At 49.0% G+C, this 26,984-nt stretch carries 24 protein-coding genes; all 24 read left to right on the forward strand.

Annotation, left to right across the window (positions count from 1 at the left end; genetic code table 11):
• Window positions 1–32: 32 nt before the first annotated feature.
• Window positions 33–1,841 (forward strand): ribonuclease J, encoded by a 1,809-nt coding sequence (locus BLU12_RS00695; RefSeq protein WP_091459834.1) that lies wholly within the window; start codon window positions 33–35, stop codon window positions 1,839–1,841.
• Window positions 1,838–2,632, forward strand: a complete 795-nt coding sequence (locus tag BLU12_RS00700) for an undecaprenyl-diphosphate phosphatase (RefSeq protein ID WP_091459836.1) — start codon at window positions 1,838–1,840, stop codon at window positions 2,630–2,632. The genes BLU12_RS00695 and BLU12_RS00700 overlap by 4 nt, the downstream gene beginning before the upstream one ends.
• Window positions 2,633–2,664: 32 nt before the next feature.
• Complete coding sequence (locus BLU12_RS00705) at window positions 2,665–3,267, forward strand: Maf family protein (protein WP_091459838.1); 603 nt, start codon at window positions 2,665–2,667, stop codon at window positions 3,265–3,267.
• Entirely contained in the window at window positions 3,264–5,183 is a 1,920-nt protein-coding gene (locus BLU12_RS00710) for a DUF5693 family protein (protein WP_091459839.1), read from the forward strand. The genes BLU12_RS00705 and BLU12_RS00710 overlap by 4 nt, the downstream gene beginning before the upstream one ends.
• A complete protein-coding gene (gene csaB / locus BLU12_RS00715) occupies window positions 5,167–6,213 on the forward strand; it encodes a polysaccharide pyruvyl transferase CsaB (protein WP_091460068.1) in 1,047 nt (348 codons plus the stop codon). Before BLU12_RS00710 ends, csaB begins: the two co-directional genes overlap by 17 nt.
• Complete coding sequence (locus tag BLU12_RS00720; protein ID WP_091459841.1) at window positions 6,192–7,046, forward strand: transketolase; 855 nt, start codon at window positions 6,192–6,194, stop codon at window positions 7,044–7,046. The genes csaB and BLU12_RS00720 overlap by 22 nt, the downstream gene beginning before the upstream one ends.
• Window positions 7,046–7,987 carry a transketolase family protein gene (locus tag BLU12_RS00725; protein ID WP_091459842.1) on the forward strand — a complete coding sequence of 314 codons (942 nt, stop codon included), beginning with the start codon at window positions 7,046–7,048 and terminating at the stop codon, window positions 7,985–7,987. Before BLU12_RS00720 ends, BLU12_RS00725 begins: the two co-directional genes overlap by 1 nt.
• Window positions 7,988–7,991: 4 nt before the next feature.
• Complete coding sequence (locus tag BLU12_RS00730) at window positions 7,992–8,687, forward strand: cell division ATP-binding protein FtsE (protein ID WP_091459844.1); 696 nt, start codon at window positions 7,992–7,994, stop codon at window positions 8,685–8,687.
• Entirely contained in the window at window positions 8,674–9,558 is an 885-nt protein-coding gene (locus BLU12_RS00735; protein ID WP_091459845.1) for a cell division protein FtsX, read from the forward strand. The genes BLU12_RS00730 and BLU12_RS00735 overlap by 14 nt, the downstream gene beginning before the upstream one ends.
• A gap of 22 nt (window positions 9,559–9,580) precedes the next feature.
• Window positions 9,581–10,771 (forward strand): murein hydrolase activator EnvC family protein, encoded by a 1,191-nt coding sequence (locus BLU12_RS00740; RefSeq protein WP_234945345.1) that lies wholly within the window; start codon window positions 9,581–9,583, stop codon window positions 10,769–10,771.
• 18 nt (window positions 10,772–10,789) lie between these two features.
• Window positions 10,790–12,010 carry a S41 family peptidase gene (locus BLU12_RS00745; protein WP_091459848.1) on the forward strand — a complete coding sequence of 407 codons (1,221 nt, stop codon included), beginning with the start codon at window positions 10,790–10,792 and terminating at the stop codon, window positions 12,008–12,010.
• 3 nt (window positions 12,011–12,013) lie between these two features.
• Window positions 12,014–12,961, forward strand: a complete 948-nt coding sequence (locus tag BLU12_RS00750) for a divergent polysaccharide deacetylase family protein (protein WP_091459849.1) — start codon at window positions 12,014–12,016, stop codon at window positions 12,959–12,961.
• Between the two features lie 44 nt (window positions 12,962–13,005).
• Window positions 13,006–14,289, forward strand: a complete 1,284-nt coding sequence (locus tag BLU12_RS00755; protein WP_091459850.1) for an adenylosuccinate synthase — start codon at window positions 13,006–13,008, stop codon at window positions 14,287–14,289.
• Between the two features lie 45 nt (window positions 14,290–14,334).
• Complete coding sequence (locus BLU12_RS00760) at window positions 14,335–15,483, forward strand: mitochondrial fission ELM1 family protein (RefSeq protein WP_234945362.1); 1,149 nt, start codon at window positions 14,335–14,337, stop codon at window positions 15,481–15,483.
• The gene (locus tag BLU12_RS00765) at window positions 15,441–16,520 is read left to right on the forward strand and encodes a glycosyltransferase family 4 protein (protein WP_234945346.1); all 1,080 of its coding nucleotides are present in this window, start codon (window positions 15,441–15,443) and stop codon (window positions 16,518–16,520) included. The genes BLU12_RS00760 and BLU12_RS00765 overlap by 43 nt, the downstream gene beginning before the upstream one ends.
• Before the next feature lie 59 nt (window positions 16,521–16,579).
• The gene (locus BLU12_RS00770; protein ID WP_091459854.1) at window positions 16,580–17,776 is read left to right on the forward strand and encodes a glycosyltransferase family 9 protein; all 1,197 of its coding nucleotides are present in this window, start codon (window positions 16,580–16,582) and stop codon (window positions 17,774–17,776) included.
• On the forward strand, window positions 17,773–18,825 hold the full coding sequence (locus tag BLU12_RS00775; RefSeq protein ID WP_091459855.1) for a glycosyltransferase: 1,053 nt from the start codon (window positions 17,773–17,775) through the stop codon (window positions 18,823–18,825). Before BLU12_RS00770 ends, BLU12_RS00775 begins: the two co-directional genes overlap by 4 nt.
• A 23-nt stretch (window positions 18,826–18,848) precedes the next feature.
• A complete protein-coding gene (locus BLU12_RS00780) occupies window positions 18,849–20,069 on the forward strand; it encodes an O-antigen ligase family protein (RefSeq protein WP_091459857.1) in 1,221 nt (406 codons plus the stop codon).
• Window positions 20,069–21,070, forward strand: coding sequence for a glycosyltransferase family 2 protein (locus BLU12_RS00785; RefSeq protein WP_091459859.1), 1,002 nt, complete (start codon window positions 20,069–20,071; stop codon window positions 21,068–21,070). The genes BLU12_RS00780 and BLU12_RS00785 overlap by 1 nt, the downstream gene beginning before the upstream one ends.
• Before the next feature lie 48 nt (window positions 21,071–21,118).
• On the forward strand, window positions 21,119–22,066 hold the full coding sequence (locus tag BLU12_RS00790; RefSeq protein WP_234945347.1) for a glycosyltransferase family 9 protein: 948 nt from the start codon (window positions 21,119–21,121) through the stop codon (window positions 22,064–22,066).
• Complete coding sequence (locus tag BLU12_RS00795; protein WP_143270365.1) at window positions 22,063–23,121, forward strand: glycosyltransferase family 4 protein; 1,059 nt, start codon at window positions 22,063–22,065, stop codon at window positions 23,119–23,121. Before BLU12_RS00790 ends, BLU12_RS00795 begins: the two co-directional genes overlap by 4 nt.
• Window position 23,122: 1 nt before the next feature.
• Window positions 23,123–24,178: a glycosyltransferase gene (locus tag BLU12_RS00800; RefSeq protein ID WP_091459864.1), complete on the forward strand. Its 1,056-nt coding sequence runs from the start codon at window positions 23,123–23,125 to the stop codon at window positions 24,176–24,178.
• 365 nt (window positions 24,179–24,543) lie between these two features.
• Entirely contained in the window at window positions 24,544–26,088 is a 1,545-nt protein-coding gene (locus tag BLU12_RS00805; protein WP_091459865.1) for an S-layer homology domain-containing protein, read from the forward strand.
• A 132-nt stretch (window positions 26,089–26,220) separates the two neighbouring features.
• Window positions 26,221–26,979 carry a hypothetical protein gene (locus BLU12_RS00810; protein ID WP_091459868.1) on the forward strand — a complete coding sequence of 253 codons (759 nt, stop codon included), beginning with the start codon at window positions 26,221–26,223 and terminating at the stop codon, window positions 26,977–26,979.
• Window positions 26,980–26,984: the final 5 nt, after the last annotated feature.

Consider the following 26,984-nt stretch of genomic DNA (forward strand, 5'->3'; position numbering starts at 1 on the left):
CGACAAGAAAGAGCTTACGGACTGCGTAGGCTATGGAGGGAGACTTTGTCGCCCTCCATTTTGACGTGGAGGTGAAATATTTGGTGCAAAAAAACGTAACAAAGCGCAGAAGGCGTTCGCCGGACGAGCGCAAAGGCGCTTCTTTGAAGTTTATTCCCCTGGGAGGTGTCGGGGGAATAGGAAAGAATATTAGTGTCCTGGAATATGGCGACGATATCCTGGTAATCGATTGCGGGCTTATGTTTCCAGACGAGGAGATGTTGGGTGTCGATTTCGTGATACCCGACCCGGCCTACCTTTTGGCCAACAAGGAAAGGATAAGGGGGATGGTAATCACCCACGGACATGATGACCACATAGGGGCTTTACCCTACATCCTCCCGGAGCTGGACTGCCCTATTTACGCTACCAGGCTCACTCTGGGGCTTATAAGAAGCAGGATGGAAGAGAGGGCTCCAAAATACGAGCTTAAGGCTAAGGAAATCCAGGCGGGAGACGTGATCGATCTAGGCTGTTTCAAGGTTCAGCCCTTCAGCGTATGCCATTCCATTCCTGACGGCGTAGGCTACGCTATACACACTCCCTTGGGTGTTGTGCTTCATACAGGGGATTTCAAGCTCGACCCAACCCCAATAGACGGAAGGGCGACGGATTATGCCCTGCTTGCATCCCTAGGTACGAAGGGCGTGCTTTTAATGCTGTCGGATTCTACAAACGTGGAGCGCGACGGCTTCACCCCTTCGGAGCGAATGGTGGGAAAAACGATGGAGCAGACTTTCAGGCTTTACAAGAACAAGCGAATCATCATCTCTTCCTTTGCCAGCAATCTCCACAGGGTTCAGCAGGTCATAGAGACTGCGGTCAGGTTTAACCGAAAGGTGGCCCTAATAGGAAGGAGCATGATAGCGAACGTCGCCAGGGCGAGGGAATTGGGATATATGGGCGTCGACGATGACGTGTTCATCCAGCCCTCGGAGATCGAAGGCTTTCCCAACAACAGGTTAGTGGTCATAACGACGGGAAGCCAGGGAGAGCCCTTTTCGGGGCTGGTGCTCATGAGCCGCGGAGACCACAGGTTCATCAAGCTAGGACCTAAGGACCTGGTGGTCATAAGCGCTCTCCCCATTCCGGGAAACGAGAGGCTCGTCCACCGAACGATAAACGATCTCTTCAAACAAGGATGCGAGGTTATATACGAGGCGGAACAGAATATACACGTCTCGGGGCATGCCTCTCGTGAAGAGCTTAAGATGATGCTGAGCCTTATAAAGCCCTCCTATTTCGTTCCCCTTCACGGCGAATACAGGCATCTCGTGAAGCACAAGCAGCTTGCCGAGGAGATGGGGGTGCCCGCCAAAAATGCCTTCGTCATGGAGGAAGGAGATGTATTAAGCATCACAAAAAGGCAGGCCAGAATCTCGGGCAAAGTCCCGGCCGGGGCCTACATTGTGGACGGTCGCACCTACGGAGATATGAAGGGGGGGCTCCTTGGCGAGAGAAAGGGCTTGGCCGAAGAGGGAGTATTTTGCATATCGGTGGTGCTGGATTCGTCGGGCAACGTAATCGCTCCACTTTCAATTGAAAGCAGGGGTTTTCTGCATCGCGTCGATGCTGATGAACTTTACCGCCAGATAGAAGATGCCGTGGAAAAGGCCGTGAAAGCTTTCGCCCGCGAAAAACGCGAAAGAAAGGATGAGGACCTGGCCTCTCGCATCAGAAGTGCGATAAAGGGCGTGTTGAGAAGATATTCCCTTTCTTCTCCCGTGATATTAGTCTTGATCAACGAAGTGAAGGAAAATGCAATTTTGTCGGGGCTTGCCGGAAGGGAGTATGCTAAATGAGCGCCCTTCATTCATTAGTCCTCGCTGTGCTTCAGGGCGTCACGGAGTTTTTGCCCGTCAGCAGCTCGGGACATCTGGCCCTGGCGCAGTACCTGTTCGGCCTTGAGGAACTACCTATCGTCTTTGATGTCTATCTTCATTTTGCTACTATGATGGCAACGATTGTCTATTTCTTTTTTGACATTGTCGGGCTTTTGAAAGAATGGATCCTGGGCTTGTTTTTCAGGGAACGAAGAAAAAGCGCGGGCTGGATATACGGTTGGGCAGTAATACTGGGAAGTTTCCTTACGGCCGTCGTTGCTTTCTCCCTGGAAGATGTGGCCACGAAGGCCTTTGGTCTTCCCCTGGCGGTATCCTGCGGGTTGGTTGTGACGGCCTCTCTTTTGAGGTGGGCCGGCCGCATTCCGGCGGGAAACAGAGAGGTAAGCCTATGGACGGGGCTTGCGGCGGGGCTTGCCCAGGGGCTGGCCGTAATGCCCGGGATTTCGCGGTCGGGAAGCACCATAGCAGCTTCTTTAATGACGGGCGCGAAAAGAGAGGAAGCTTTCAGGTTTTCCTTTTTGCTGTCTCTTCCCGCCATAATGGGAGCTACTTTCCTTGAAGGAATGAAGGCGTCTAAAATGGGAACCTCTCTTCCCGACGGTTGGCTTTTAGCCTGTACTGTGGCCTTTTTTTGCGGACTTTTGTCGCTTCATTTAATGAAAAAAGTCGTGATATTCGGAAGGTGGAAATATTTTGCTCTCTACTGTCTTTTCGTTGCGGCTTTAGGGTTTGTGATCGGCATTATTTAGCCTTATCCCTCGTTGTCGGAAGGAGAGAAACCATGGATCGATCGGTGCCGATAGTGTTGTCTTCGAACAGCCCAAGAAGAAGGAGCTTGCTGAGCGATCTTTTGGGCTGGAATGTTTTGTTCATATCTCCAGACGTGGAGGAGAATGTCGGTGATTTTAATTCTCCCTCTCAGGCCGTAGAGCTTTTGGCCGAAAAGAAGGCCCTCTTTGGAGCAAATCTTTATCCAGAGCGTTACGTCATAGGTGCCGATACCCTGGTCTATATGGAGGGACGTATCCTGGGTAAACCCACCTCCAAAAAAGAGGCCCTGGACATGCTTTCCCTCCTCAACGGCTCTACGCATGAGGTCTATACTGGAGTGGCCGTAGCAAAAGCCGACAGGATAATTTTCGATCATGAGGTCACAAAGGTTACCTTCAGAAGGATGGACATAAAAGCCCTTTTGGCCTATCTCGACACCGAGGAAGGCATGGATAAAGCTGGCGCTTACGGAATTCAGGGCAAGGGTGCATTACTGGTGGAAAGGATCGAAGGATGTTATTTTAACGTGGTAGGCCTGCCGCTCGCTACTTTATCTAAGGTTTTGGAGCGCATGGGTTGGCCCCTCGAGGCCCAGTGGAGGTGTGTCAAGTGAGTTCTTTTTTAAGGAAGCTTTCTTTCATCCTGCTTTTGTGCGCTGTTGTCGCGGGAATATTGGGCTTGCAATACAGGTTCAGGGAAGAAATGGCAAAAAAGGACGTCGCCCTGCTCATGGAATACTCCGATGTGGAGATTATGGCCCGGCAGACGGGACTTGACTTTGAGGATATGCTGGATCGACTGCTCGAAAGGGGGATTTCGGCCATATCCTTTAAAGATTTGACGGGAGCGGACCTGCGGGACGGCGATTCCCCCTTTTTGTGGGGCACGTTAAGGGATATCTTGCCTCAAAAGAGGTTCAACGGCCTGTCGGGAAAGGCGGCCCTTTTCGTCCCTCTGGAATACGACGATTGGTTTTTCAGAAAGTATTTGCACGCTCGCTTTCCCGGCTGCAAAGTTTATGATGCACCGGGGGGGAGAGTTTATGTCCTCCAGGGGGAGCCAAAGGAGTTTTTGGAAGTGGGCGTAGTGCCGGACCCGGAGGCAATGAAGCGTCTTGCCCGACTGGATGTCCCCCTGGTTTACAGGCCCTCTCCCACCTTCGGCATAGCTTCGGAAAATGTGGCCTCGTCCCTTGACCTGCTCTTTGCCTCCCTTTGGAGGCTAAGGGGTGTCTTGCCCCAGGGAACGGTGGTCTTCGGATATCCCGATACGACTGCCGTCGTAGAAGTAATGAGACGATACGATGCCCTATTGTTGCAGCCGGAGTTCGTCCGTCAAATTGGGGGCAACACCTTAAGTTGGCAATCCTTTCCCAACATACTTCCCCTTCACAGCGTAACTACGCAGGAGGTAATAACAAGAAACCTCTCCCGTCCCGTCCTGGTGGAGCGCTTTGCCAGGGCCGCAAGGGAGCGTTCCGTGAGGGTTTTGTTGCTCAGGCCCTACGATATCGCCTCCGCCCCCTGGATTGACAGTTTCGAGGAAGATTTGCTCTCTCTGAAAGGTTTACTCCAAAGGGACGGCTTTGAGATAAAACTTGGGGAACCTTACGGCAGCTGGCAGCGAAACATGTGGTCTGTGATCGCTTTTTTGGCTGCCAATCTGCTCGTCTTCGCCCTTTTGACGTCTATGGCCGAAGAGCACTTTAAATCAAAAGGATTTTTTTTGAAAGCAGCCGCCATCATAGCAGTGCTTGCCCTTGGAGCAAATTACGCGAGCTTTCTTGCCAGGATAATGGGCGCCATGCTCGCTGCCTTTGGCGCTTCCGTCGCAACCGTAGCGGCTCTCGAGGACAAAAAGCCCTTTTACGGGTTGCTTAAGGGTATGGCGCTTGTCCTTGCCGTAGGCCTTGCCCTTTCGTCATTTTTCGGGACACCTCATTATATGCTTCGCCTGCTGACCTTTTCGGGGGTCAAGGCGACGCTTGCCCTTCCGCCGATTTTTGTTTTGCTTTACGATATGACCAAGCGGCGCTATCCGGAAAGCCCGATAAATGTATTGAAACGGCCGCCCCTATGGGGGGAGCTTTTGCTGCTTCTTTTTCTTATTGCCGCAGCTGCTGTGTTATTAATAAGAAGCGGAAACGTCTCCTTCGTGCCAAAGTGGGAGGTGGCTTTGAGGGATGCCTTCGAACGTTACCTGGTGGCTCGGCCGAGAAACAAGGAGATATTCGTCGGCTATCCGGCCCTTTGGCTGGCCCTGCTTATTGGTGTCATGAAGTCGAAGTATTCCCTTACGAGGTTTGGACATCAGATTCACCTCTTGCTTAGGATGGCTTCTTCCCTTGCTTTCGCCTCGGCCGTAAACAGCTTTTGCCATTTTCACACGAGGATATATTTCATCTGTTGGAGGGTGTTCAACGGCCTTTGGGTGGGGTCCCTTTTTGGGCTTGTTGTCATAGGAGTCTTTCTTTTGGCCCTAAGGATCAAGGCCATCAGGAGGTTATTTTTTGGTGGCGAAGGTATATGACGTAGTGCTTAGCGGATACTACGGTTTCGGTAATATGGGCGATGAACTCATTTGCCGAGCATTGATAGAAATGGCCCTCAAGGCGGGAATTGACAAGTCCCGCCTCTGTGTGCTCTCCGCAAATCCTAAGGAGACGTCCGAGAAATTTGATGTTGCCGCCGTTAATAGGTGGAACCTCTTTGAGGTGTTTCGTGCCTTAAGGCAGAGCAGGAGCCTGCTTCTCGGTGGAGGCGGGCTCTTTCAGGATTCTACGAGCCTTAGGTCCTCTTTTTACTACTGGGGTGTGGTCTTTCTTGCCCGAATGGCCGGAGCTCGTCCCTGGGCTTTCGGACAGTCCGTAGGGCCCTTCCGTTCTAAATTGGCGGCAAAACTCGCAAGAAACGCCTTAAAACATTGTAGCCCCAGGTACGTCAGGGACGATAATTCGGCAGCGCTCCTTTCATCCTGGGGACTTGAATTTTTTTTGGCGCCCGATGCCGTGTTCGCACTTTCTTTTAAAGAAGCCGTAAAAACCTCGGCCAGGGACGTTTTAGTTTTCAACGTGAGGCCCTTGCCTCAGAGAGAGGGAGGGGTAAAATTGCTGGTGCGGGAAGCGGAGCGATTTGCTAAAATGCAAGGATATAAGCTTAGGGTGGTGTGCATGGCCGAGGAAGATCTGGAGGAGTTGAAGGCTTCAGGCGTTAGCCCCGATTGCGAGGTTTTTTTGCTCAAAAAGGCCGGCGACGTAGAGCCTGCCTTTGAGGGAGCGGCAAAGGCAGTAGGGATGAGGTTGCATTTTTGCCTTCTTGCCCTGCTGAAAGGCATTCCCCTGGTCGCTTTTCCCTACGATCCGAAGGTAAGGTCCTTCGCCCTTACCTGGAATATCCCCCTTTGGGAGAGAGGCGAAAGATTTGACTCCCTATTTTTGGAGGCACGGCCGGCCGAAGGGCAAAGGGTTGCCGAGGCGAGAGAAGTGTTGCGGAAAAGTTTCAATTCGGCTTTAAAGATTGCGTTGGGAGATGAGGAGCATTGGAACGTGAACAACAGCTGAAGCTGCGCCGTATAGCCCTGGATATAAGAAAGGACGTATTGCGCATGATATCCATGGCCGACTCGGGCCATTTGGGATCGGCCTTTTCCTGCGTGGACATTTTGGTTTATCTGTATTTTTATCTTATGAATATAAACCCTGATGAGCCCGGATGGCGGGAGAGGGACAGGTTCGTCTTGAGCAAGGGGCAGGCCTGTCCCAGCCTTTATGCCGTATTGGCCAGAAGGGGGTATTTCGAGAGACAGGAGCTTTGGAACTACAGGAGATTGGGATCGTTGCTGCAGGGCCACCCCGCGTACATGACTGCCCTTGGAATTGACGCGCCGTCGGGATCTTTGGGCATGGGGATCGGGATATCCTGCGGAATGGCCCTTGCTTTGAGAAAAACTTCGCCCCAGAGCAGGATTTACTGCCTGGTAGGAGACGGCGAGCTTCAGGAGGGCTCCTGTTGGGAGGCTTTGATGACGGCTTCCCACTGGAAGCTTGATAACCTTTATGTGATCGTTGATCGAAACGGCCTTCAAATGGAAGGAAGGACGGAAGAGATAAAGGCCCTGGAACCTCTTATAGAGAAGTTCCAGGCCTTCGGATTTTTCTGCAGCGAGACCTGCGGCCATGATTATCCTTCCATCGATAGGGCCTTCGCCGAGGCATCGGACAGCAGGGGAATGCCTAAAGCCATAATCGCCCGCACCAAGTGGGGAAGGGGCGTTACTTTGGCAGAAAGAGGGGATATTCCCGTAAAGGCCAGCCTCACCAGAAACGACGTAACCTTGTTGCTCGACGAGCTCAACAAGGAGTCGGTCTCTTTGGACGGGGAGGAGCGATCATAATGGAGAGAAGAAGCACACGCGAAGCGCTTAAAGATGCCTTGCCTGAGCTTGCCGGGCTCGACGAAGGCGTTGTGGTGATTGATGCCGATGTCGCTTCCTCCACTTACACCAAGACCTTTGCGGAGGAATTTCCCGACCGATATTACAGCGTGGGCATAGCGGAACAAAACATGGTGGAAGTCGCAAGCGGCATGGCTCTGGCGGGAATGAAGCCCTACGCCGTCGCCTTCTCTTCTTTTTTGGCCGGGAGGGCCTATGATCAGATAAGGTGCTGCGTCGCCATGCCCGATTTGAACGTAAAACTCATAGCCACCCATGCTGGCATCACCGTGGGGGAGGACGGCGGGACCCATCAGATGCTCGAGGATTTGGCTTTGATGAGAGCCCTTCCCAACATGACGGTAATGGTACCGGCCGATTACTGGTCGGCTCGCGATTTGATAGTCTCTTCCTTCAAATACGATAAACCTCTCTACATCAGGCTGGGGCGCATGGACGTTCCTATTTTTTATTCGCCCAAGGAGGAATTTAAGCCGGGCGGGGGAAAGATCGTCAGGGAAGGCAGGGACGTCACCGTCATCGCCTGTGGTATTATGTTGTTTGAGGCCTTGAAGGCAGCCGAGATACTTGCCCGTCAGGGCATAGAGGCCGAGGTGATAGATTGCTATAGCGTTAAACCTTTGCCGGAAGACCTCATTCAGTCCTCGGTAAGAAGGACGGGGTGTTGTGTCGTTGCCGAGGAGCATAATCAGGTAGGAGGCCTTTACGGCGCTGTAGCGGAAAGCCTCGGAATAAATTATCCTGTTCCCCTGAGGTTCGTCGCCATAAGGGATCGCTTTGGAGAAAGCGGGGCGCCTGCGGAACTTCAGGAGTACTATTCCCTAACCCATAGGGAGATAGTTGGGGCTGTCGCTCAAGTCTGGGCAACCAGAAGGCGGTGATAGAATGGACATAAGGATGGCCGGTGTGACGAAGATCTTTCACCCCGACATAGTAGCTTTGGAGGACGTGTATCTCAACGTAAAAAGGGGCGAATTCGTCTATTTCGTCGGGCACACCGGTTCGGGAAAGACCACGCTTCTGCGTATGTTAAACAGGGAGCTTTCTCCTTCGTCGGGGCAAATCATTGTCGGAAAGTACAACTTGAGGAAGATGAGATTGGGACAGCTTCCCTTTTACAGGAGACAGGTCGGTGTGGTCTTTCAGGATTTCAAGCTTTTGCCCCATCTCAATGCAGCTGAAAACGTGGCCTTTGTCTTGGAGGCCATAGGCATGCCCGGAAGGCAGGTCGCAGAGAGGGTCAAGGCCATATTGACCAGGCTGGATCTTTGGAAGAGGCGTTTTTTGTATCCCGAGCAGATGTCGGGAGGAGAACAGCAGAGGTTGGCAATAGCCAGAGCTGTGGTGAACATGCCCTCGCTTTTGATAGCCGACGAGCCCACGGGAAATCTCGATATGGAGACGGCCGAGTCGATAATGGACATCCTTTTTTCGATAAATGCCTCGGGGACGACCGTGCTGATGGCAACCCACAATCAATATGTTGTCGACGCCTTCAGGGCGAGGGTGATCCGGTTGAGCGGGGGGCGAATCGTAAGCGACGAGCCGAGAGGAGAGGTGGAGCTCTATGGCGACCTTTAAGTATATAATAAGAGACACGATGAGGTTGCTGACGCGCCATTTTGGCGTCGTTCTACTGACGCTCGTTACGGTGGTGGCGGTCTTTTTAGCCGTGGGGATGAGCATCCTGCTTTCCGTAAATGTGGCGTCCCTCGCCTCTCAGATCGAAAGCGACCTCACCGTAGAGGCCTATCTCAAGGATCAGGAAGCGAGGTCGGCGGTCCTTGAAAAATTGAAAAACATGCCCGAAATCAAAGAGGTGCGCTACATATCTCCCGAAGAGGCCTTGAAGCGCCTGGACGCCAAGATTGGCCAGGGAGAACAGATAATATCTCTTTTAGGCGACAACCCCCTTCCACCGAGCGTCATCGCAACGGTGGACAGGGCAGAGAACCTGTCCACCGTTGCGCGAGAGATAGAGGCCTTCCCCGAGGTGGAAGACGTAATATACGCAGGAGAGGTAGCGGAGCGGCTGGCTTCACTGGCTTATTTTTTAAACAGGTTCGCCATGGCCGTGTTCTTCGTGGCGCTGCTTACGAGCCTCGTTATCATGATGAACACCATCAGGATTGCCCTCTACTCCAGGCGAGAGGAGATAGGCGTCATGCTTTTGGTGGGTGCCACTCCAAGCTACGTATCACTTCCCTTTCTCCTGCAGGGCGTCATATTGGGGGGAGTTGGAGCGTTGATAGCCCTTTTTTTACTGCTCAGGGCCTACAGATGGCTAGTAGATGTTTTGTCAAAGGTATTGCCCTTTTTTACCATGCTCGATTCGCCCGAGATATCTCTTTGGCTTTTTTGTCTCCTTGTAGGCGGTGGGGTGGCGCTTGGGTGGCTGTGCAGCTGGACGGCTGTGTATAAATATGTCCGCAGGGCTTTAAAACCGAGATGAGGAAAATTAGGAGGTGAGGGCGGTGAATTTTGGGAGAAAGAAACTCCCTGTTTGGTTCGTCTTTATTTTCGCCCTTTTTTTGGGCACCCTGGCTTTGACCGGTCCCTCTTTCGCCGATGATCTCGATGCCCGAATAAATCAGGAACAGCAAAAGCTCGAATACATACAGAAAAAGATCGAACAACACAAAAAGGAAGCAGCTTCCTACGCGAAAAAGGAAAAAAGCCTCCTCGCGGAGCTTGAGGAGATAAATCAAAAGGAGGAGGTGGCCAGGCAGAAGATAAAGGTCTTGGAGCTGAAGGAAAGAAAGCTCAACGAAAGAATAAAGGAATTAAGCAAAAAGATCGAGGAAGAAGAGGCGCTTCTGGCCAGGGCGAAAAAGGCTTTGAGCAGTCGCGTGGTTAGCCTTTATAAGTTCGGTTCGGTGAGCCAGTATAAGCTGCTTTTCTCGGCAAGAAACGTGCAGGAAGCCATGAGCATGAGCTATCTTCTTGGAAGAGTCGCAAAGGCCGACAGCGAACTTATAGGCGAAGTCAGGGAAAGGAAACGTTCCCTCGAGGAATCCAAGGCTGAGCTTCAAAGGCAAAAACAGGACCTTTTGGCCAACAAGAAGGACCTTGAGTCGGAGAGAAAAAAACTGCTTCAGGCGCAAAGCCAACAGAAAAAACTTATTTCGGACATAAGGCAGCAAAAGAGCCTTCACGAGAAGGCCACTGCCGAGCTTGCAGCTTCCCAAAGGGAGCTTCAGGAAAAGATAAAATCCCTCATCGCTGAAAAAAGGCGAAGGGCAGCAGCTTCGAGCGGCCGAACTATACTAGTCGCGCCGAAGGGCAAACTGCTCTGGCCGGTAGGGGGGAGCATAAACGACAGATACGGGACTCGGGTCCATCCTGTTTTCAAGACGAAGACGGTGCATACGGGGATTGACATCGGCGCTGCTCACGGCACGCCCGTGAAGGCCGCGGCTAGGGGAGAAGTCCTCTTTACGGGTTGGCTTAAAGGTTACGGACAGGTTATAATACTTGATCACGGCGGCGATATGACTACTGTTTACGCCCATCTTTCCGCCATAAATGTGAGGGAAGGGCAGGTCGTAAACCAGGGCGCCATAATAGGAAGGGTGGGAAATACCGGCGTAGCCACCGGCCCGCATCTTCACTTCGAGGTTCGCATAAACGCCAATGCAGTTGATCCTCTTAGATATTTGCCATGATGCAAATGAAGGCGAGGGATGGGAGTGAAAAAGTTCATTAGCAAGAAAAAGGGATTCCTATTAGGGCTGCTGCTCCTGATTCTTTTCGGCAGCTTAGGCCTTCTCGTCACTGGGGCTAGGGGTGAGTTTCAGTTCAAGGACATACTTCCCTTCGAGGCCCAATACGTATGGATGATGAAGCAGGCCAGGTCGATCCTTGAGACCTATCATGTGAACGACCAGAATAAAAAAAGCGACGAAGAGCTTTTCTACGGCGCCATGAAAGGTATGGTGGCAGCCTGGGGAGATCCCTACAGCAGATTTGTCGATCCCGACGAGTTAAAACAGGAAGAGATTGATATCGAGGGAGAATACGGCGGCCTGGGCATATACATAGGAAGCAAGGACGGCAAAATCCTCGTCATAAGCCCTATAGAGGGCACCCCTGCCCACAAGGTCGGCTTAGAGCCCATGGACGAGATAGTCAAGGTCGATGACGATATCGTATTGGGCTGGAACATAAACGATGTGGTCAAGATGTTGCGCGGAGAGCCGGGCAGTAAAGTCACCATTTGGGTCAGGCGCGAAGGGCACGACGAGCTTTTAAAATTTGAGATGACCAGGGAGCTTATAAAGATAGATTCCGTGAGCCAGAAAAGGTTGACGGGCGACGTTGCCTATATCAGGATTTCCCATTTCACGCAAAAGACACCTGAAGAGATGAAAAGCGCTTTAAAGGTAGCCCTGGATACCCAGGCAAAGGGGCTTGTTTTGGATTTGAGAAACAATCCCGGCGGCTTGCTCGACGCCTGTGTGGCCGTGGCGGATTATTTCCTCGACGGCGGCGAAGTGGTGAGCATACGAGGGAGGGTCGATAGGGCCAACGAGGTCTTTAATGCCAACCCCGGTGCGCTCTTTAAAGGTCCCGTTGCTGTCTTGATAAACGAAGGAAGCGCCAGTGCCTCAGAGATAGTTGCAGGGGCATTTAAAGACAGGGACAGAGCTGTCCTCGTCGGCGAAAAGAGCTTCGGCAAGGGGTCAGTTCAGACCCTTTTCAAACTTCCCGAGGGTTCGGGCCTTTTCGTCACAATTGCCAGGTACTACACGCCTTCGGGCGTCGTGATCGACGGGGTGGGCATCGAGCCCCACGTTAAGGTAGAAGGAAAGTATACGGGAAAGCTCGAAGACGACGAACAGCTCAAGGAAGCGCTGAAAGAAGTCGAAGCTTTTTTAGTTAAAGCCAGAGAGGCCAAACGGTAGGAGATGAACTTTTCAAAAAAACACCTTTGGACGATAATGCTTTTCGTCATGGCGATCGGGCTGGGATTGATCTTTGCGGCCACCAGAAAAGATGTGCCATCGAAAGACCTCCGGGCAGCAATCGTCAGGGCAGAGGTAAGTGACAACTTATCTTCTGCTAGCGGTGAAAAAGTAACCATAGATCCAAATACAGCAGAGGATGGACATCTCCCAGAAAGGGGAGAGGAAAAACAGGCCTTGACTGAGGAATTCCCAAAGGCGAAATCTTTGAAGGGTGCCTATCTTGCTATAGTCGTCGATGATTTAGGTTTTTCCTATGCCAGGGCTGAGGAGCTTGCCGGACTGAAGATTCCCCTGACTTGGGCAATAATACCCTTCCAGAGGAGCAGCAAAGCTACGGCAGAGTTGGCGAGAAACAAGGGCATCCCCTTTCTCGTACACGTCCCTATGCAGGCTTTCGGGGACATGGAAAGCCAAAAGCATCTTGTAGCACTTTCCATGGATGACGAAACGATAAGAAGAAACGTAAGGGAGGCCTTAAAGTCCCTCCCGGGCGCCATCGGCGTGAACAACCACAGGGGCTCTGCGGCGACTTCCGACATGAGGGCGATGAGAGCTCTCATGGAAGAGCTGAGACAGGATAACATGATATTTTTGGACAGCAGGACGGCTGCCTCCTCCGTAGCAGCTATCGAGGCGAGAAAGGCGGGCATTTTTGCCTTGGAAAACGGAGCCTTCATCGACCACTTGGAGGACATTAAGTTCATGTGGTCCCAGCTTGAGCGTGCGGCGGGTCAGGCGCAGAGGCGGGGTTACGCCGTCGCCATATGCCACGCCCGCCCCGTCACATTGACTTTTTTAAATCAACTGGACTCGAATCCCGACATAGGTGTAAAATTAGTGACCGTCGACGAACTCGTTCGTATTTTATCCAAATCTCACGGCAATTAATCGCGTTTTTAATCCCACCAAATTCAAGGAAGGGATGTGTAAAAATGAAGGGCAAGGCAGAAGTAATCCTAGGAATGCAATGGGGCGACGAAGGAAAGGGCAGGGTCGTCGACGCCATAATGTCTAAATGCGATGTGGTGGTTCGTTATCAGGGAGGAGCTAACGCAGGGCATACCGTCATAGTAGAGGGCAAGAAATACGTCTTTCACATCCTCCCTTCGGGGATGCTCTATTCCGGAAAGACCTGTGTTGTGGGAAACGGCGTGGTTATAGACCCCGACAGGCTTTTTGAGGAGCTTGACGAGCTTTCCTCTCAAGGCATGGACAGGGCAAGGCTGATCGTCAGCGGTTCCGCTCACGTCGTGATGCCCTATCACAAAATATTAGATCAGCTGGAAGAGAAGAGCCGAAGGGACGAAAAACGCATTGGAACGACGGGGCAGGGCATAGGCCCCTGCTACGTGGACAAGTTCAACAGGACGGGCATCAGGGTTTACGACCTGATGCATCCCGAGACACTTCGTGAAAAGCTGGATTACATCCTCGGCTTGAAAAACCAGATAATCACAAGGATATACGATGAAAAGCCCATATCCTTCGATTCCGTTTTCGAAAGGGCCATGGAGTGGAAGGAGCGCCTCTCCCTTTACGTCGGAGACAGCTCGCTGGTCGTGGCCAATGCCCTGGAGGAAGGAAAAAGGGTGCTTTTCGAGGGCGCCCAGGGCACCATGCTGGACATAGATCACGGAACCTACCCCTACGTGACGAGCTCCAATCCCAGCTGTGGAGGGGTTTTTACGGGTACGGGTGTGGGGCCGAAAGGCGTGGACAGAATTATAGGAGTGGCCAAAGCCTATTGCACCAGGGTCGGCGAGGGGCCCTTCCCGTCGGAGGATTTTGAAGATAAGGGCAACTTCCTTAGAGAAAAGGGCAAAGAGTTCGGCGCCACGACGGGACGGCCCAGGAGGTGCGGCTGGCTCGACATGGTGGCCTTGAAGTACGCCATCAGGGTCAACGGCGCTACCCATTTGGCATTAACTAAGCTTGACGTTCTGTCAGGCCTCGAGGAGATAAAGGTTTGCGTCGCCTACGAACAGGAGGGCAGACGGTTCGAGGAATATCCCGCCGATACGGAGATTTTAAATTCAGTAAAGCCTGTTTATAAGGCCTTCAAGGGCTTCAGCGAAGACACTAGCAAGGCTAAAACCATGGAAGACCTTCCATTGGCAGCACGAGACTACGTTAAATTTATAGAAGAGGAGACGGGCCTTCCCGTCATAATCCTCGGCGTCGGTCCTGACAGAAGGGAAACCATATACAACGAGTAGAATGAAGGTCATGTAGACATGTCCCGAGGCAAAAGATTGAAAGCGGTGTTCGTAATAAGCGACGGCATTCGCGGGCACGTTAACCAAAGCCGCGGCGTCGCTCATTTTCTGTCCCTTATTACCGGGTGCGAGGTGCGGGAACTGGAGGCAAGACCTGCGGGATTTCTTGCAAAAATTAAGGCCAAAAGGGCAATCGATAAAGATGGTAACGGAAAAGCGCTTGTGCGTTGGCTTAAGCGGACAGGAGGGCTGTCTTTCCCGGAAGCCGTAAAAGAAACCTTACTCTCCCTCAACGCGGCGGGCGAAGAGGTGCTTTTTCTTTCCGCAGGAAGCGGAGTTGCGCCCCTTTGTCTCTCTTTGGGACGGCTTTTCAAGGGCGGGTGCGCTACTATAATGACTCCCGCCGTGCTGGGGACGAGGCCCTTTGATTTTGCTGTCGTCCCGGATCACGACTTCCCGAAGTCTTCTAAAAACGTCCTGGTCACCCTGGGAGCCCCAAACTTCGTCACCGAAGAAAAGATAAGACAGGAAGCCGAAAGGCTAAAAGAGCTTTTTCCTCCCCGTTTTGAAAAAAGGATAGGGCTTCTTTTGGGGGGAGACGACGGAAACTACCGCATCACGCCCCGCTGGATCGAAGGAGTCGTAAAGCCTGTATTCGAGCATGCCGATAAAAACGGAGCCGACCTTTACGTTACGACCTCCAGGCGCACCTCCGAAGAAAGCGAAAAGGCCCTGGAAGGCCTGGCGCAAAAACACCCCTGCGTCAGGTATCTCTGTCTGGCCTCCCGCGATCCCTACAACCCTCTTTACGGCATCTTCGGCCTTGCCACCCACCTTTTGGCCACCGAGGACTCCGTATCCATGGTATCCGAGGCAGCGACTGCTGGCTTTCGGGTGGGCGTCCTTTTGGCGGAACGCAAAAAAAGCGTAAAAAGACTTGCCGAAGGCCTTTGCAAACATCTTGTCGACTGGAAAATTCTGTCGGCCGGGTGCCTCTTCGGCGTGCCGAAATTCGTCCTGACCATAGAGAGGTTTTGCGAGCGAGATCTCGCCTGCTTTATAAAAGACTTCGCCGACTTCGAAAGTTTCGTCGAAGGAAGTTTTTCGGGCAAACACGGCGTGCAGTTTTGCGAGGCTAAAAGGGCGGCAGAATGGATTGCCTCATCTTGGGAAAAAGGGGAGTCGGCAAGGTGAAAAGGGAGTCGCTTAAGGTAATTCAGATGCTTCCGGAATTTCACGAAGGCGGCGTGGAACGCCACGTGTTGTGGCTTTCCGGTGCGCTGGCAAAGCAGGGTCATGAGGTCATGGTCGTAAGCAAGGGGGGAAAGCTCGAAAAGTTCCTCGACGAAGCGGTAAAGGTATGGCACCTTCCCCTTCACGCCAAAAACCCCTTTACCGCCCTTTGGTGTGCTTTACTTGTTGCCCGAAGGGCAAGAAAGGAAGGCTGGCAGATAATTCACGCCCACTCGCGCGTTCCCTTTTGGATCGCCTGGTGGGCAAGCTCTTTTAGCGGCGTTCCCTGGGTCGCGACCACTCACGACACCTTTAAACATTCCTTTGTTTTGCATCCTTTAAAAAAAGCCTGTGCTGCTATAAGTGTGAGCCATTCGGTTAAAGAGCATTTGAGTTCATACCTTCCCGAAAGGACTTATGTGATATACAATGGACTGCTGCCTACGGAGAAAAGTTGGCAGGGAAGTTTGAAAGACGATCCATTTAAGTTTCTCTTTATTGGTCGTCTTACGTCCAGAAAGGGTTTGCAAGTTGCTTTAAAGGCTTTGGCAGGTGTAGAGGAGAAGTGGGTTTTAGATGTTGTGGGCGATGGACCTAAACGGGAGGAACTTGAAAGACTAAGCGTTGATCTGGGGATTGAGGATAAAGTCCGCTTTTGGGGCTTTCGAGAAGATACTGATGAATGGCATGCCAGATGTTCCTGCTTCTTATTCCCCTCTCTTGAAGAGGGAATGGGCATGACCTTAATGCGTGCCATCCAGATGGGCGTTCCCGTTTTGGCGTCAGATCTTCCTCCAGTGAGGGAGTTATGCCTTAATCCTGATACTTTATTAAAGCCTGGAGACGAACAAGCTTGGAGAGAAGCACTTAAGCTTTTATTATCAGAAAGGAAATCTGTTCATGATTTCGACCGGAATAAAATACGCTCAGTTGCAGAGATGGCCGAGCTTGTCTTTGAAGTATATCGAAAATGTACATTTAAAAGTTCTGTAATTTAATTTCTTTTAATTTAGAATGAAAGACTTAAATACAAAGCTTAGGGGAGTTATGTGCGCACATGTTGATGACAGTAAAAGAATGGCCTACGTCAGTATCTGGACATGATTTTACGATACGTTTATTTAAGATTGAACCGAACGATTATCCTGAAGAGCTTTATAGTCCATGGTATGAGGACCCCCTATACAAGACTTTGGATGTAAAGAGGATATTAGTATACGTGGGAGGTGGTGGAATTGGCGACATAGTGATGATAAACCCCTTCTTCAACACTTTAAGGCAGGCATGGCCCGAAAGCCATATCACCTGGATAGGAGGCTTTACCAACTCCGTTAAGTGTTTGTTGAAGGATAACGGACTTATAGACGACGTGCTTTATACTGTGGTAAGAAAACACAGACCTTCTGCCTTTCCCGAGTACGCCAAGTGGTGGCGCGAGGGAAGGCGAATGGGCGAGGTGGATTTATTCATAGACACCCAACGTCAGTTCGTACCGTCTTTGCTTTTTTCTTTGTGCTTTAAATATAAACACCGCATAGGCTACTCTAGCAAATGTTTCTTCAGCGACTGGAAGTTCGAGGAACCAGACAGACACAAGGTGCACGACACCTTTCAAACTTTGATCATGGCAAGAAGGCTTGGCATCACACCTCCCGATCCGCTGCACCGCATTGTCATACCCGAAAACTTCGAGCAGATTGCCGGTGATCTGTGGGAAAAGTACGGCTTTGGCGAGGCCATTGCCATGTTTCCCTACAGCGCCAGGCCCGTAAAGGATTGGGACGGCGAATATTTCCTTTCCCTGGGCCGCATGCTGCTTAAAGAGGGCTTCAGGGTGCTTTTGTTCGGCGGTCCCCGGGATTTTGAAAACTTGAGGAACCTGGCCGATCTTATGGGCGAAGGAGCTTATGTACCTTACCTTCTAACGGATCTTTCGATAGACCAGGAAATGTATCTTTCCATGGCTTTGCTTAAAAGGGCAGCTTTAACCCTATCGGTGGATTCGGGCGGGGCCCATTTGTCCGCCGCCTTGGGCACGAAGACATTGGTGATCAGCTTGCTATCGCGCGTTAATAAGTTTATGCCTGTAGGGAGGCAGGTTTGGAGCATTTATCCCGGGATCGAGTGTTCGCCCTGTCCCGACAGAAACATGAAGGCCTGCGGAGGAAAGCGGTGGTGTGCAAAAGGGATTACGCCGCAGATTTTATACGAGGCTGTAGCAATGTTGCTTGCAGGCGAGGAGGTGGAGCAATGAAAAAGATCCTTCAAGCCATTGATGCGGGAGGCTGGGGTGGCGCCGAAAAGGTAGTTGTTATGATATCAAACGGGCTCGCAGGTATGGGCTATGACGTGGAAGTCTGGGTCAGAAAGGGCTCCCTCTTGGTAGAGCATTTGTCTTCCGAGGTCAAAGTCAGGGTTGTGCCGTTTTTTAATGATTACGAGCCAATCACACCATGGCTCTTCGCCAGAGCGCTTAAAACGCATGATATAGTTAATGTGCATTTAGGACGTGCGGCTAAGTTGAGCGGATATATTATGCCTTTTCTTTCTGCGGAATTCAAAAAGAGATTATTTTGTCATATGCATTCGTATCACAAACCGAAGCACTACAAGGGACATAAGCAGATTATATGCGTGTCTAAAGCAGTAGAAGATTATGTCAAAAAGACTATGCCCTGGGTAGAGCGGACCTGGGTAGTTTATAACGGGATTGACATAAAAGACGCAAAAAATGTAACCCCTTTGTTTTCAAAGGATGATCTTGTATTACGAATAGGACTTTTGGCTACTTTTAAGGCTCAAAAAGGACATTCTGACTTGTTAAAGGCCTTTGCAAAAATTTGTGATTGTTTCTCAGTTGAACTGATGCTTGGCGGTGACGGTCCATTGTTGCAGGAAATGAAAAACCTTGCGGGTAGTCTTGGTATATCGGAAAAAGTTAAATTTATAGGCCATATCCCTCCTGATGAAGTATTCAACTTTTGGAGGTCTTTGGATGTAGCATGTGTTCCCTCAAATGTTGAAGGATTTCCTTTATCTTTGCTTGAAGCAATGGCCTGTGGATTGCCAATTGTTGGGTACGAAGAACCTGGTATTAAAGAAGCTATAGGCGATATGGGTATATTGCTTCCCGTGGGAGACATTGACGGATTATCTAAGACTCTTAAGAAAGTCATTGAAGATGAAATGTTGAGGGTTAAATTGAGCGATATGAGTTTAAAGCGAAGTAAACAATTTACAAAAGAAAACATGATTAAACAGATAATTAAAGTCTACGAAGATGCTCTAAATAATAAGGTGTAGTATGTAGTATTGGAGGATTTTCAATGAATATGAACAACATAAAAAACAAATGGCCTATGCACGTTTTTTTTATAAGCCAAGGTATTTCTTTGTTCGGAGTGGGTTATGCGACTTTACCGTTGTTGATTTTACTCTTTTGGCTTATTTATAGTGTCAGGAAAAGCAAGAATATTATTACAAGGGATTTGACAAAGAACAATACGATTCAATGGATTGTTTTTTATTATTTGCTGTTTGTAGTAGCAGTTATTGTTTCTGATATTGTGATGAACGGTAATTTTACTGATCTTGATGGTCCTTTGTATAAAATGGCCTTTGGGATATATATGCTGCTCGGATATTTAATAGCCAGATCTTTCTCTTCGGAAGAAATTCAGAGCACGGCTCATTATTGGGTTGTATTTTGGTTATTAGTATTACTCGTTTTTATAAAAATCTATTATAATGGAATATACAGATACCACCATGGAATATTTGCTTCTCCACATATTCTATTCAGTGGTTTAATAATGATAAGTTTAATAAATATGGCTCATATAATTGAAAATATTAACATCAAAAATAATATATATTTATTTTCATGTATTTTAGTTTTATTATCTTTTATTTTATCCTATAGATATTCTACTTCAGACGTTTTGGCTTATTTATATCTAACATGTGCATTTATTATGTTGATATTATCTACAAAAAAAATAGCGATGTATTTAGTTAGCTTTCTAGTATTTGCTTTAATAATATTTTTTGCATTCAACCCTGATGTTTTCGCGCAATTTAAATCTGTTGATGTAACTCATCCGAATTGGTGGATGGAAATCCTTAATGAACGGGAATATGTATGGAGTGCAGCTATAAGAATGATAGGCCAACATCCTATTTGGGGTGTAGGGTCAGGAAACTTCAGAACTGTATGTGGGGCAATTTTGGAGGAGATGAATAATACAACTCCCTATACGACATTTGCGCATGCTCACAATTTATTTCTTCAAAATTTTGCTGTTCATGGAGTAATCGCTGGAACAACTTTCGTCGTTTTTCTCCTGGCTATATTTAGGTCAATATTTAATTCCCCTGCTAATACAACAAACGCGACATTTAGATTGGCGACACTTGCATTGTGGGCAATATATGTGATTTATGGCTCAGTAGACAATGCCCCTCTCTACGAGGAAATAATTCCTCTGTTCTGGGGAACTGTGGGTTTATTTCTTGGCTCAGCGGCTAAAGAAGGGGTACGTGAGTGATGAAATGTCCGAAAGTCAGCGTGGTAATTCCAGCTTATAATGCTGCTGTTACTATCAGGGGGACATTAAATAGCTTTTTTTCCCAAAGTTTTCGGGATTTTGAGATTATCGTTGTGAACGACGGATCTACTGATAGAACATATGAAATTTGTGAATTACTAAAAAAAGACTCTCATATCCCTTTGCATGTGTATATTCAGCCTAATAGAGGCGGAGCAAATGCCAGAAACAGGGGAATTGAATTATCTCAAGGCAAATATATCATATTTATGGATGCCGATGATATAGTAGAAAAGGATTTCATTAAGAAATTGGTGAATGCAATAGAAAGTAAGTCCATTGTTGATATAGCTTGCTGTTCGTTTGATCTGTTATATGAGGATGGCGGATCTAAGCCTCGTATTATTAAAAGCGCAAAAAAGGTTTTGAGCGGTAAAGAAGCTTTAATCCACCTTTTAAGAGAAGAACTCGAAGTTTGGTCAGGGAGCGCAATGTACAGCCGATATTTGCTTACTCGTTTCAACGTCTTTTTTGACGAAGACGTAATTATGGGAGAGGATATTGACTTTCGATGGCGTGCTTTTTACCATGCACGACAAGTAGCCCTTGTTCCTGATATACTGGTTCACTATATCCAACATAGTTCCTCAATTACACGCGCTTTGGACCCAAATCGTTTTCCTCCTTCAAGTTGGCTCGATCCCCATAAATTTTTAAGTTATTTGGAAGCCATGGGGGAAAAAGACGAGGATTTGCTGCAAACTCTCAGGGGTTACGTTATACCCCTATTTACAGTTAGGAGATTAAGAAATTATATAACCTACGATATTGAAGATCTTTTTTGGGACAGCCTAAAGATTGAAGAAATAAGAAATACATTAAAACGGGGGTTGGTATCATTCAAATACAATCCTGGGCTAGCTTTAAAATGTTTTTTATTGCTCTGCTATCCAAAAGCATTTTATGACCGTTATAAATTCAATAAAGGACAATATAGGTGATAGATCTTGGTTGATTACCGTCCCCCCAAAGGCATAGGGGAAGAAAAGATGCTTTTTATACGTTATAGCGCTTTAGGTGACATTGTAAGAGCTATACCCTATGTGGCTACCATAAAGGAAACTTTCCCATCTTTACACATTACTTGGCTGTTAACACATCCCTACGAAGATTTGATGAAGGGTCAGCCCTTCGTAGATGATGTCATTGTTTGGTACAGGGGCCTTGGCTGTAAGGGTTTTTTAAATATTATTTCAAAAATAAGAAAATCGAGCTTTACTCACTTAGTTTCACTTCAGGGTACAGATCGATCTGCCGTGATAGCTCTGCTGTCGGGCATAGAAAACAGGGCTGGGAGGCACGATTGGGCATCGTTTGTATATAATTTACCAAGGGAGGACTTGCAGGAAATTTTAGGTCGTACAATAAAGATAGACAAATATCGCCGATATTATAAAGTTAATCAGAAGCTTAAAAGTTTGACTGATGCTTTATTAAAGAACCTTAACAGACCACGTATTGCCTGCGTGATAGGTGCAAGTAAAAAGGTCAAAAGGTGGCCTGTCTCTAATTGGGTTGGTTTTATAACTATGATCACGTCATTTGGCGGAAGCGCTATTTTATTAGGTCACGGTAGAAATGAAGAAGCTCTAGCGCAAACAATAGAAGATTCGTTGCAAGAAAAACACAATCATAAAATCCTAAATCTCGTGAGTAAACTAAGGCTTAATGAAATGGCTGCTCTAATAGATGGTTGTGATTATGTCGTGGGTGGCGATACGGGGCCAATGCACTTGGCTTTAGCTCTGCAAAAACCAGCGATAGGACTTTTTGGTCCAACACTGCCAGAACAGGTTGGTTTAAGCGATATAAGATTTAAGCTCATTGTTGATTGTCCTTTGAAGGGTTGTCAAAAATGGGGTTGTAATAGGAGATGTCTTTCGAGCGTACGGCCTGAAAGGGTGTTTGAGATAATAAAGGGGGATTGCGTTTGGTGATCAAGGTGTTACACGCGATCGATGGCCGAGCCTGGGGAGGGGCAGAAAGAGTCGTTGCGATGTTGGCTTCAGGTCTTCGCGAAAGAGGAAATTCCGTCAGCATTTGGACATCCAGAAGGGGCGGTTGTGCAAATATATTTAGAGAAAAACTGGAAAACGATGTTAAAGTGAAAGAATTGCCCCTCTCGAATGATGCCGATATCATATCGATGGTACATTTCTATAGTGCTTTAAAAAAGTATGACATTGTTCATATTCACTTATCTCATTCAGCAGTCCTTTGTGCCGTCACTTTGCTCTTTATGTCAAAATATTATAGACGGAAGGTAGTATGTCATTTCCATGGTTTTATAGCAAACCCTAAACATTATCAAAAGTTCATGCATGGTATTTGCGTTTCTAATGCCGTAGAAAATTTTATTAGAGAAAAGATGCCGTGGATGCGTACGTGGTGTGTGTATAATGGCATTGACTTGGAAGAAGCTCTTGTTTCTTGCCCTCTTTTACCTTCTTCCAATAAAGTCAGAATAGGTTATTTGGCACGCATGAGCGAGGGAAAAGGCCACGAAGATCTAATAAAAGCCTTCGCAAATCTTGGAAGAAGCGAAAATGTTGAATTGTTGATCGGCGGGGATGGTAAACTTATGCCATATTTACAAAACCTTGCCAAAGAGTTGGATCTCGCTGATAAGGTAAAATTTTTGGGGTTTGTGGACCCGAAACAGGCATTTTCCTTTTGGAAATCAGTGGATATAGCGTGTTTTCCTTCGTACACTGAGGGGTTTGGTTTGTCAGTGCTCGAGGCAATGGCTTCACATCTTCCTATAGTTGCATATGCCAATCCGGTTTATTTGGAAGTTTTTGACGGTGCTGCTGTTTTTGTCCCGATCGGAGACATCGAGAAGCTGTCCTGCTCTTTGAAAAAATTGTTGGACAATAAAGATTTGCGATCGCGATATGGAAAGCTGGCCTATGAAAGGGCAGAGAAATTTTCAAAGGACGTCATGGTAGACCGGGTGATATCAATATATAATGAGATTTTGAGAGGAATGTAGCATGCGCGTGCTTCATTATGTCGACGAAAACAGGCTATCCTGGGCGCAGGCCTGGATACAGCTGCTTGAAGCCTTAAGACAAAGGGATATAGAAAACTTCGTCCTGTGCCGCCCCGGAGGCACCTTGCAGGATATGCTCGTAAAGGTGGGTTTTACCGCCTATACCTGCAAGCCCCTCTTACCCTGGGTGCCCTCATTTTGTGTCAGCGTAAAAGACGCAATTAAAAGGATAAAACCTGACGTCATCCACACGCGCCTCTCCCAGGCTGCCCTGATAGGCGGATATTGGGGAAAAAAACTTGACATACCTGTGCTTTGCACCGTAGATAAATATCCCAAGGCCAAGTACTACAGGTACGCTACGCACCTGGCAGCCTGCTCAAGCGATGTAGCAGGCCACATGATCTCCCTGGGCTTTGACGAAAATAAAGTAACGGTGGTCTCAAATCCCATAGATGTCTCCCGCTACGAAAGGCCAAAAGGTTACGTGCCAAAGATGCGAAAAAAATCAGGCACTCCTGAAGAAACTTTCGTCATCTTGGCCGCCGGCAGGTTCGTCGACTGGAAAGGCTTTGACGTGTTGATCAAAGCCTGCGCTGATCTTGCCAAATTTTTCGATTTTCGTCTCTGGCTTGCAGGCGACGGGCCCGAGAGTAAAGTGCTGCAAAACCTGGCCTCAAAGCTTGCCCTAAAAGACATTACCACCTTTTGGGGATTTCTTGAAGACATAAGGCCCTTGATGTGGGAAGCCGACCTTTTCGTGCTTCCTTCCAAGACACCTGAGCCTTTTGGCATAGTGGCCTTGGAGGCTGCGGCCAGCGGCCTGCCCCTTGTTGCTACGAAGGCAGGAGGGGTGCTTGACTTCGCCGACGAAGCCTGCGGCTGGCTCGTCAAGCCAAACGATCCAAGCGAGTTGGCCGCCGCCATAAAGGAGGCCCTGAGCTTTGAAGAAACGAGAAAGGCAAAGGGAGCTTCGGCTGCCAAAAAAGCTTTAAAATTTGACGTCAGTGAAATCGCAGGGCAATATGCGGCTTTGTACCGCAAATTAGGACTTTAGACCTATTGTTTTATCTCAAGCCACCAGCTAGCATATATAGCGTAGCAAAGGCTAGAGGTTAGCCTGAGTCAAGATGGGGATTTCCTAAAGGCCTGCTTTTGGTCGCGTTCCCCGCAGCACCTTGACAACATAACCTTGGGTTTGCTTCTAACACCTGCGTCGATCCCCGAAGGCACGGAAAGGAGGTGCGAAGACCCCCGGCCAAAAAGGGAGAGCGGGTGAGGAAGGCGGAAAAAGGGCAGGACGGAAGATACCTTTCGTGGGGAAAGAGAAGGAAACGAGGAAACTTCTTTAAAAGACCCCCCGAAAGCACAAAGTCCTTGCCGATCCGCAAAATATATATTAACCAAGGGGGTTAAACGAACATGAAGAAGTTATTAGCTTTAGTAGCTGTATTTGCCCTTGTGGCATTTGCGGCTCCAGCATTTGCGGCCAATCCCTTCGTCGACGTTCCCATGAACCACTGGGCTTACGACGCCATATCTCAGCTGGCCGCAAAGGGGATAATTCAGGGTTATCCCGATGGCACCTACAGGGGCAACCAGCCCATGACGAGGTATGAGATGTCCATGCTCGTTGCCAGGGCTCTTGCTACTATCGACATGGATAAGGCCAGCAAAGAAGACGTCGAGATGTTGAAGAAACTCGTCGTAGAGTTCAAGGACGAGCTTGATGCCTTAGGCGTAAGGGTAGATGCCCTTGACGAGCGCGTAGCTGTCCTCGAAGAAGGTGTCGGAGGATGGAGGTTCTGGGGCGAACTGCGCTTCGACGCCCGCTGGGCCGATGAAAGCGATGGTGCATACGACCAGGGATACTACACCCACAGGGGTGAGACCGAGTTCGATCTGAGCAGGTTCCGTCTCTGGATGAGCAAGCAGATCGACGACAAGACGACCTTTACCGCGCGTCTTGGCCGCAGCGGATCCAGCGGCGTGAACTGGGATCGTTACTACGCAACGATTCAGATGCCCTGGGATTCCTCGTTGATGGTTGGTAAGTGGCTCTACGACTGGGAAGGCGAAGCAGGCCTGTACATCGACGAGGATGCGTGGTTTACAGACCAAGTGTTAACCGGCTTCTACTGGAGGAAGAACCTGGCAAAGGGCGACATTACCTTCTTTGCCACCCACGATGAAAATGATGGTGTAGATTTAGAGGGCAAACCCTTTGTTGCAGGCCAAGATAGATATAACTACGGCGCGCGCTTCAACTTCAATGTGAACGACAAGTTCCGTTTCGCCTTAAGCGGTCTGTATTTCGACTACGATAACGACGGTACTGTGCAGGATGTCGATGCAACAGGCACTTGGGGTACAGATATATCCTATTATGACTACGGCGTTTACTGGGCAGATTTCGGCATCACCTTCACTCCGGGATTTCAATTCAAGGGCGCTTACTTCATGCAAGATCACGATGGGCCCAATATTGCTGGCGTCACATTCGACGATTCGCCTAACGCCTACAAGGCCATCATCGATGTGTCTCAGGACACCTTGAAGTTTACAAGCCTCTGGCTCGAGTATGCCAAGCTAGATCCCAACTTCCACACTGCTTTGCAACCGTGGAGCGCTTACGGTGCCGAGGTTACGCCGGCCTTGATGGAGTCTCCTGTGAATAACGTGTTCGAGACCGAGGTAATTTTTGCATATTTGCAGCAGAAGTGGAGCGATAAGTGGGCAACGTATCAGCGCTACGGTCAGTTTGAGCATGATCCTGAAGGCTATGCTGGGTTGGCCGGCAGCTTTGATATCACCAACTGGACCTTTGGCGTTCAGTACTGGTACACCCCGACCGTCATGTTTGAACTTGCTTACGACGACGTTGATTACGACAGAGGATGGACTGAACTTGACGGGGACCTTAAAGACGACAGCTTGATCCGCTTCCGCACTCAGATATTCTTCTAAGCTCAGACTCAGTAATAAGGCCTAAAAAAGACCGGGCAAACTGCCCGGTCTTTTTTTTTCTCACGACGTGAGCTATAATTTTTCACGTGTCCATTCTTTTAAAGAAAATTTGTGCTTTGCGGAGGTATTGGAATGAATAAAAGGATTCGTTTTTTTGGAAGTATATTGCTGGCATTTTCTGTGCTCCTTCTTTGTGAGATCGCATCTTTTGCCGCTGATTTCGACTCAATCCTTCAAAAGTGGAGCAGGACCTATACGACTCGCGGGGAGCTGGGAGATGAGCTCACCATAGTCGCTACCTACTATTCGGCCGAGTACATCGAAGCCTTGGTACAACGTGAAGCGGATAAAAACCTCTGGACCGAAAGCGAGGTCGAAAACTACAAATACGAGCTGCTAAAAGCCCTGCAGCTTGAGGAGTACATCCCGATAATGCTTTCCTTCGACATGAAGGGCGCACCCTTGAGGATGGCTCCCTTCGATAATAAAGCAATTTTGTGGGTGGGAGGCCAGAAATTATCTCCTGCCGACTACGACAAGAGATTTAATTTCAAGCTCTCGGGCAAGCGCGAGGGGCTCGTATATTTTCCCCGCTACGACGAAAGCGGCAAATCCTATCTTGAAGGAGTTTCCACCCTGAGGCTTACGATAGACGGAAATATAGGTCCCATAACCATGGGAAAACAGATAGATTTCTTCTGGGACGTTTCCAAGGACGATCCTTCAAAGCTCTACGAGGGCCGCGCTGCTTCGCGCCTGGAGCTCGAGAGGCTGATCAGGCGGTTGAACCAGCTGAAGGAGCAAAAAAGCAAGCTCGAGGAGCAGATAGCGGGCATAGAAAAGGAAATCGATATGGTCGAAGAGCGAATCGAAGAGCTTGAAAAGGAGTAGAGGGG

The sequence above is a fragment of the Acetomicrobium thermoterrenum DSM 13490 genome (assembly GCF_900107215.1).
GTDB classification, from domain to species: domain Bacteria; phylum Synergistota; class Synergistia; order Synergistales; family Acetomicrobiaceae; genus Acetomicrobium; species Acetomicrobium thermoterrenum.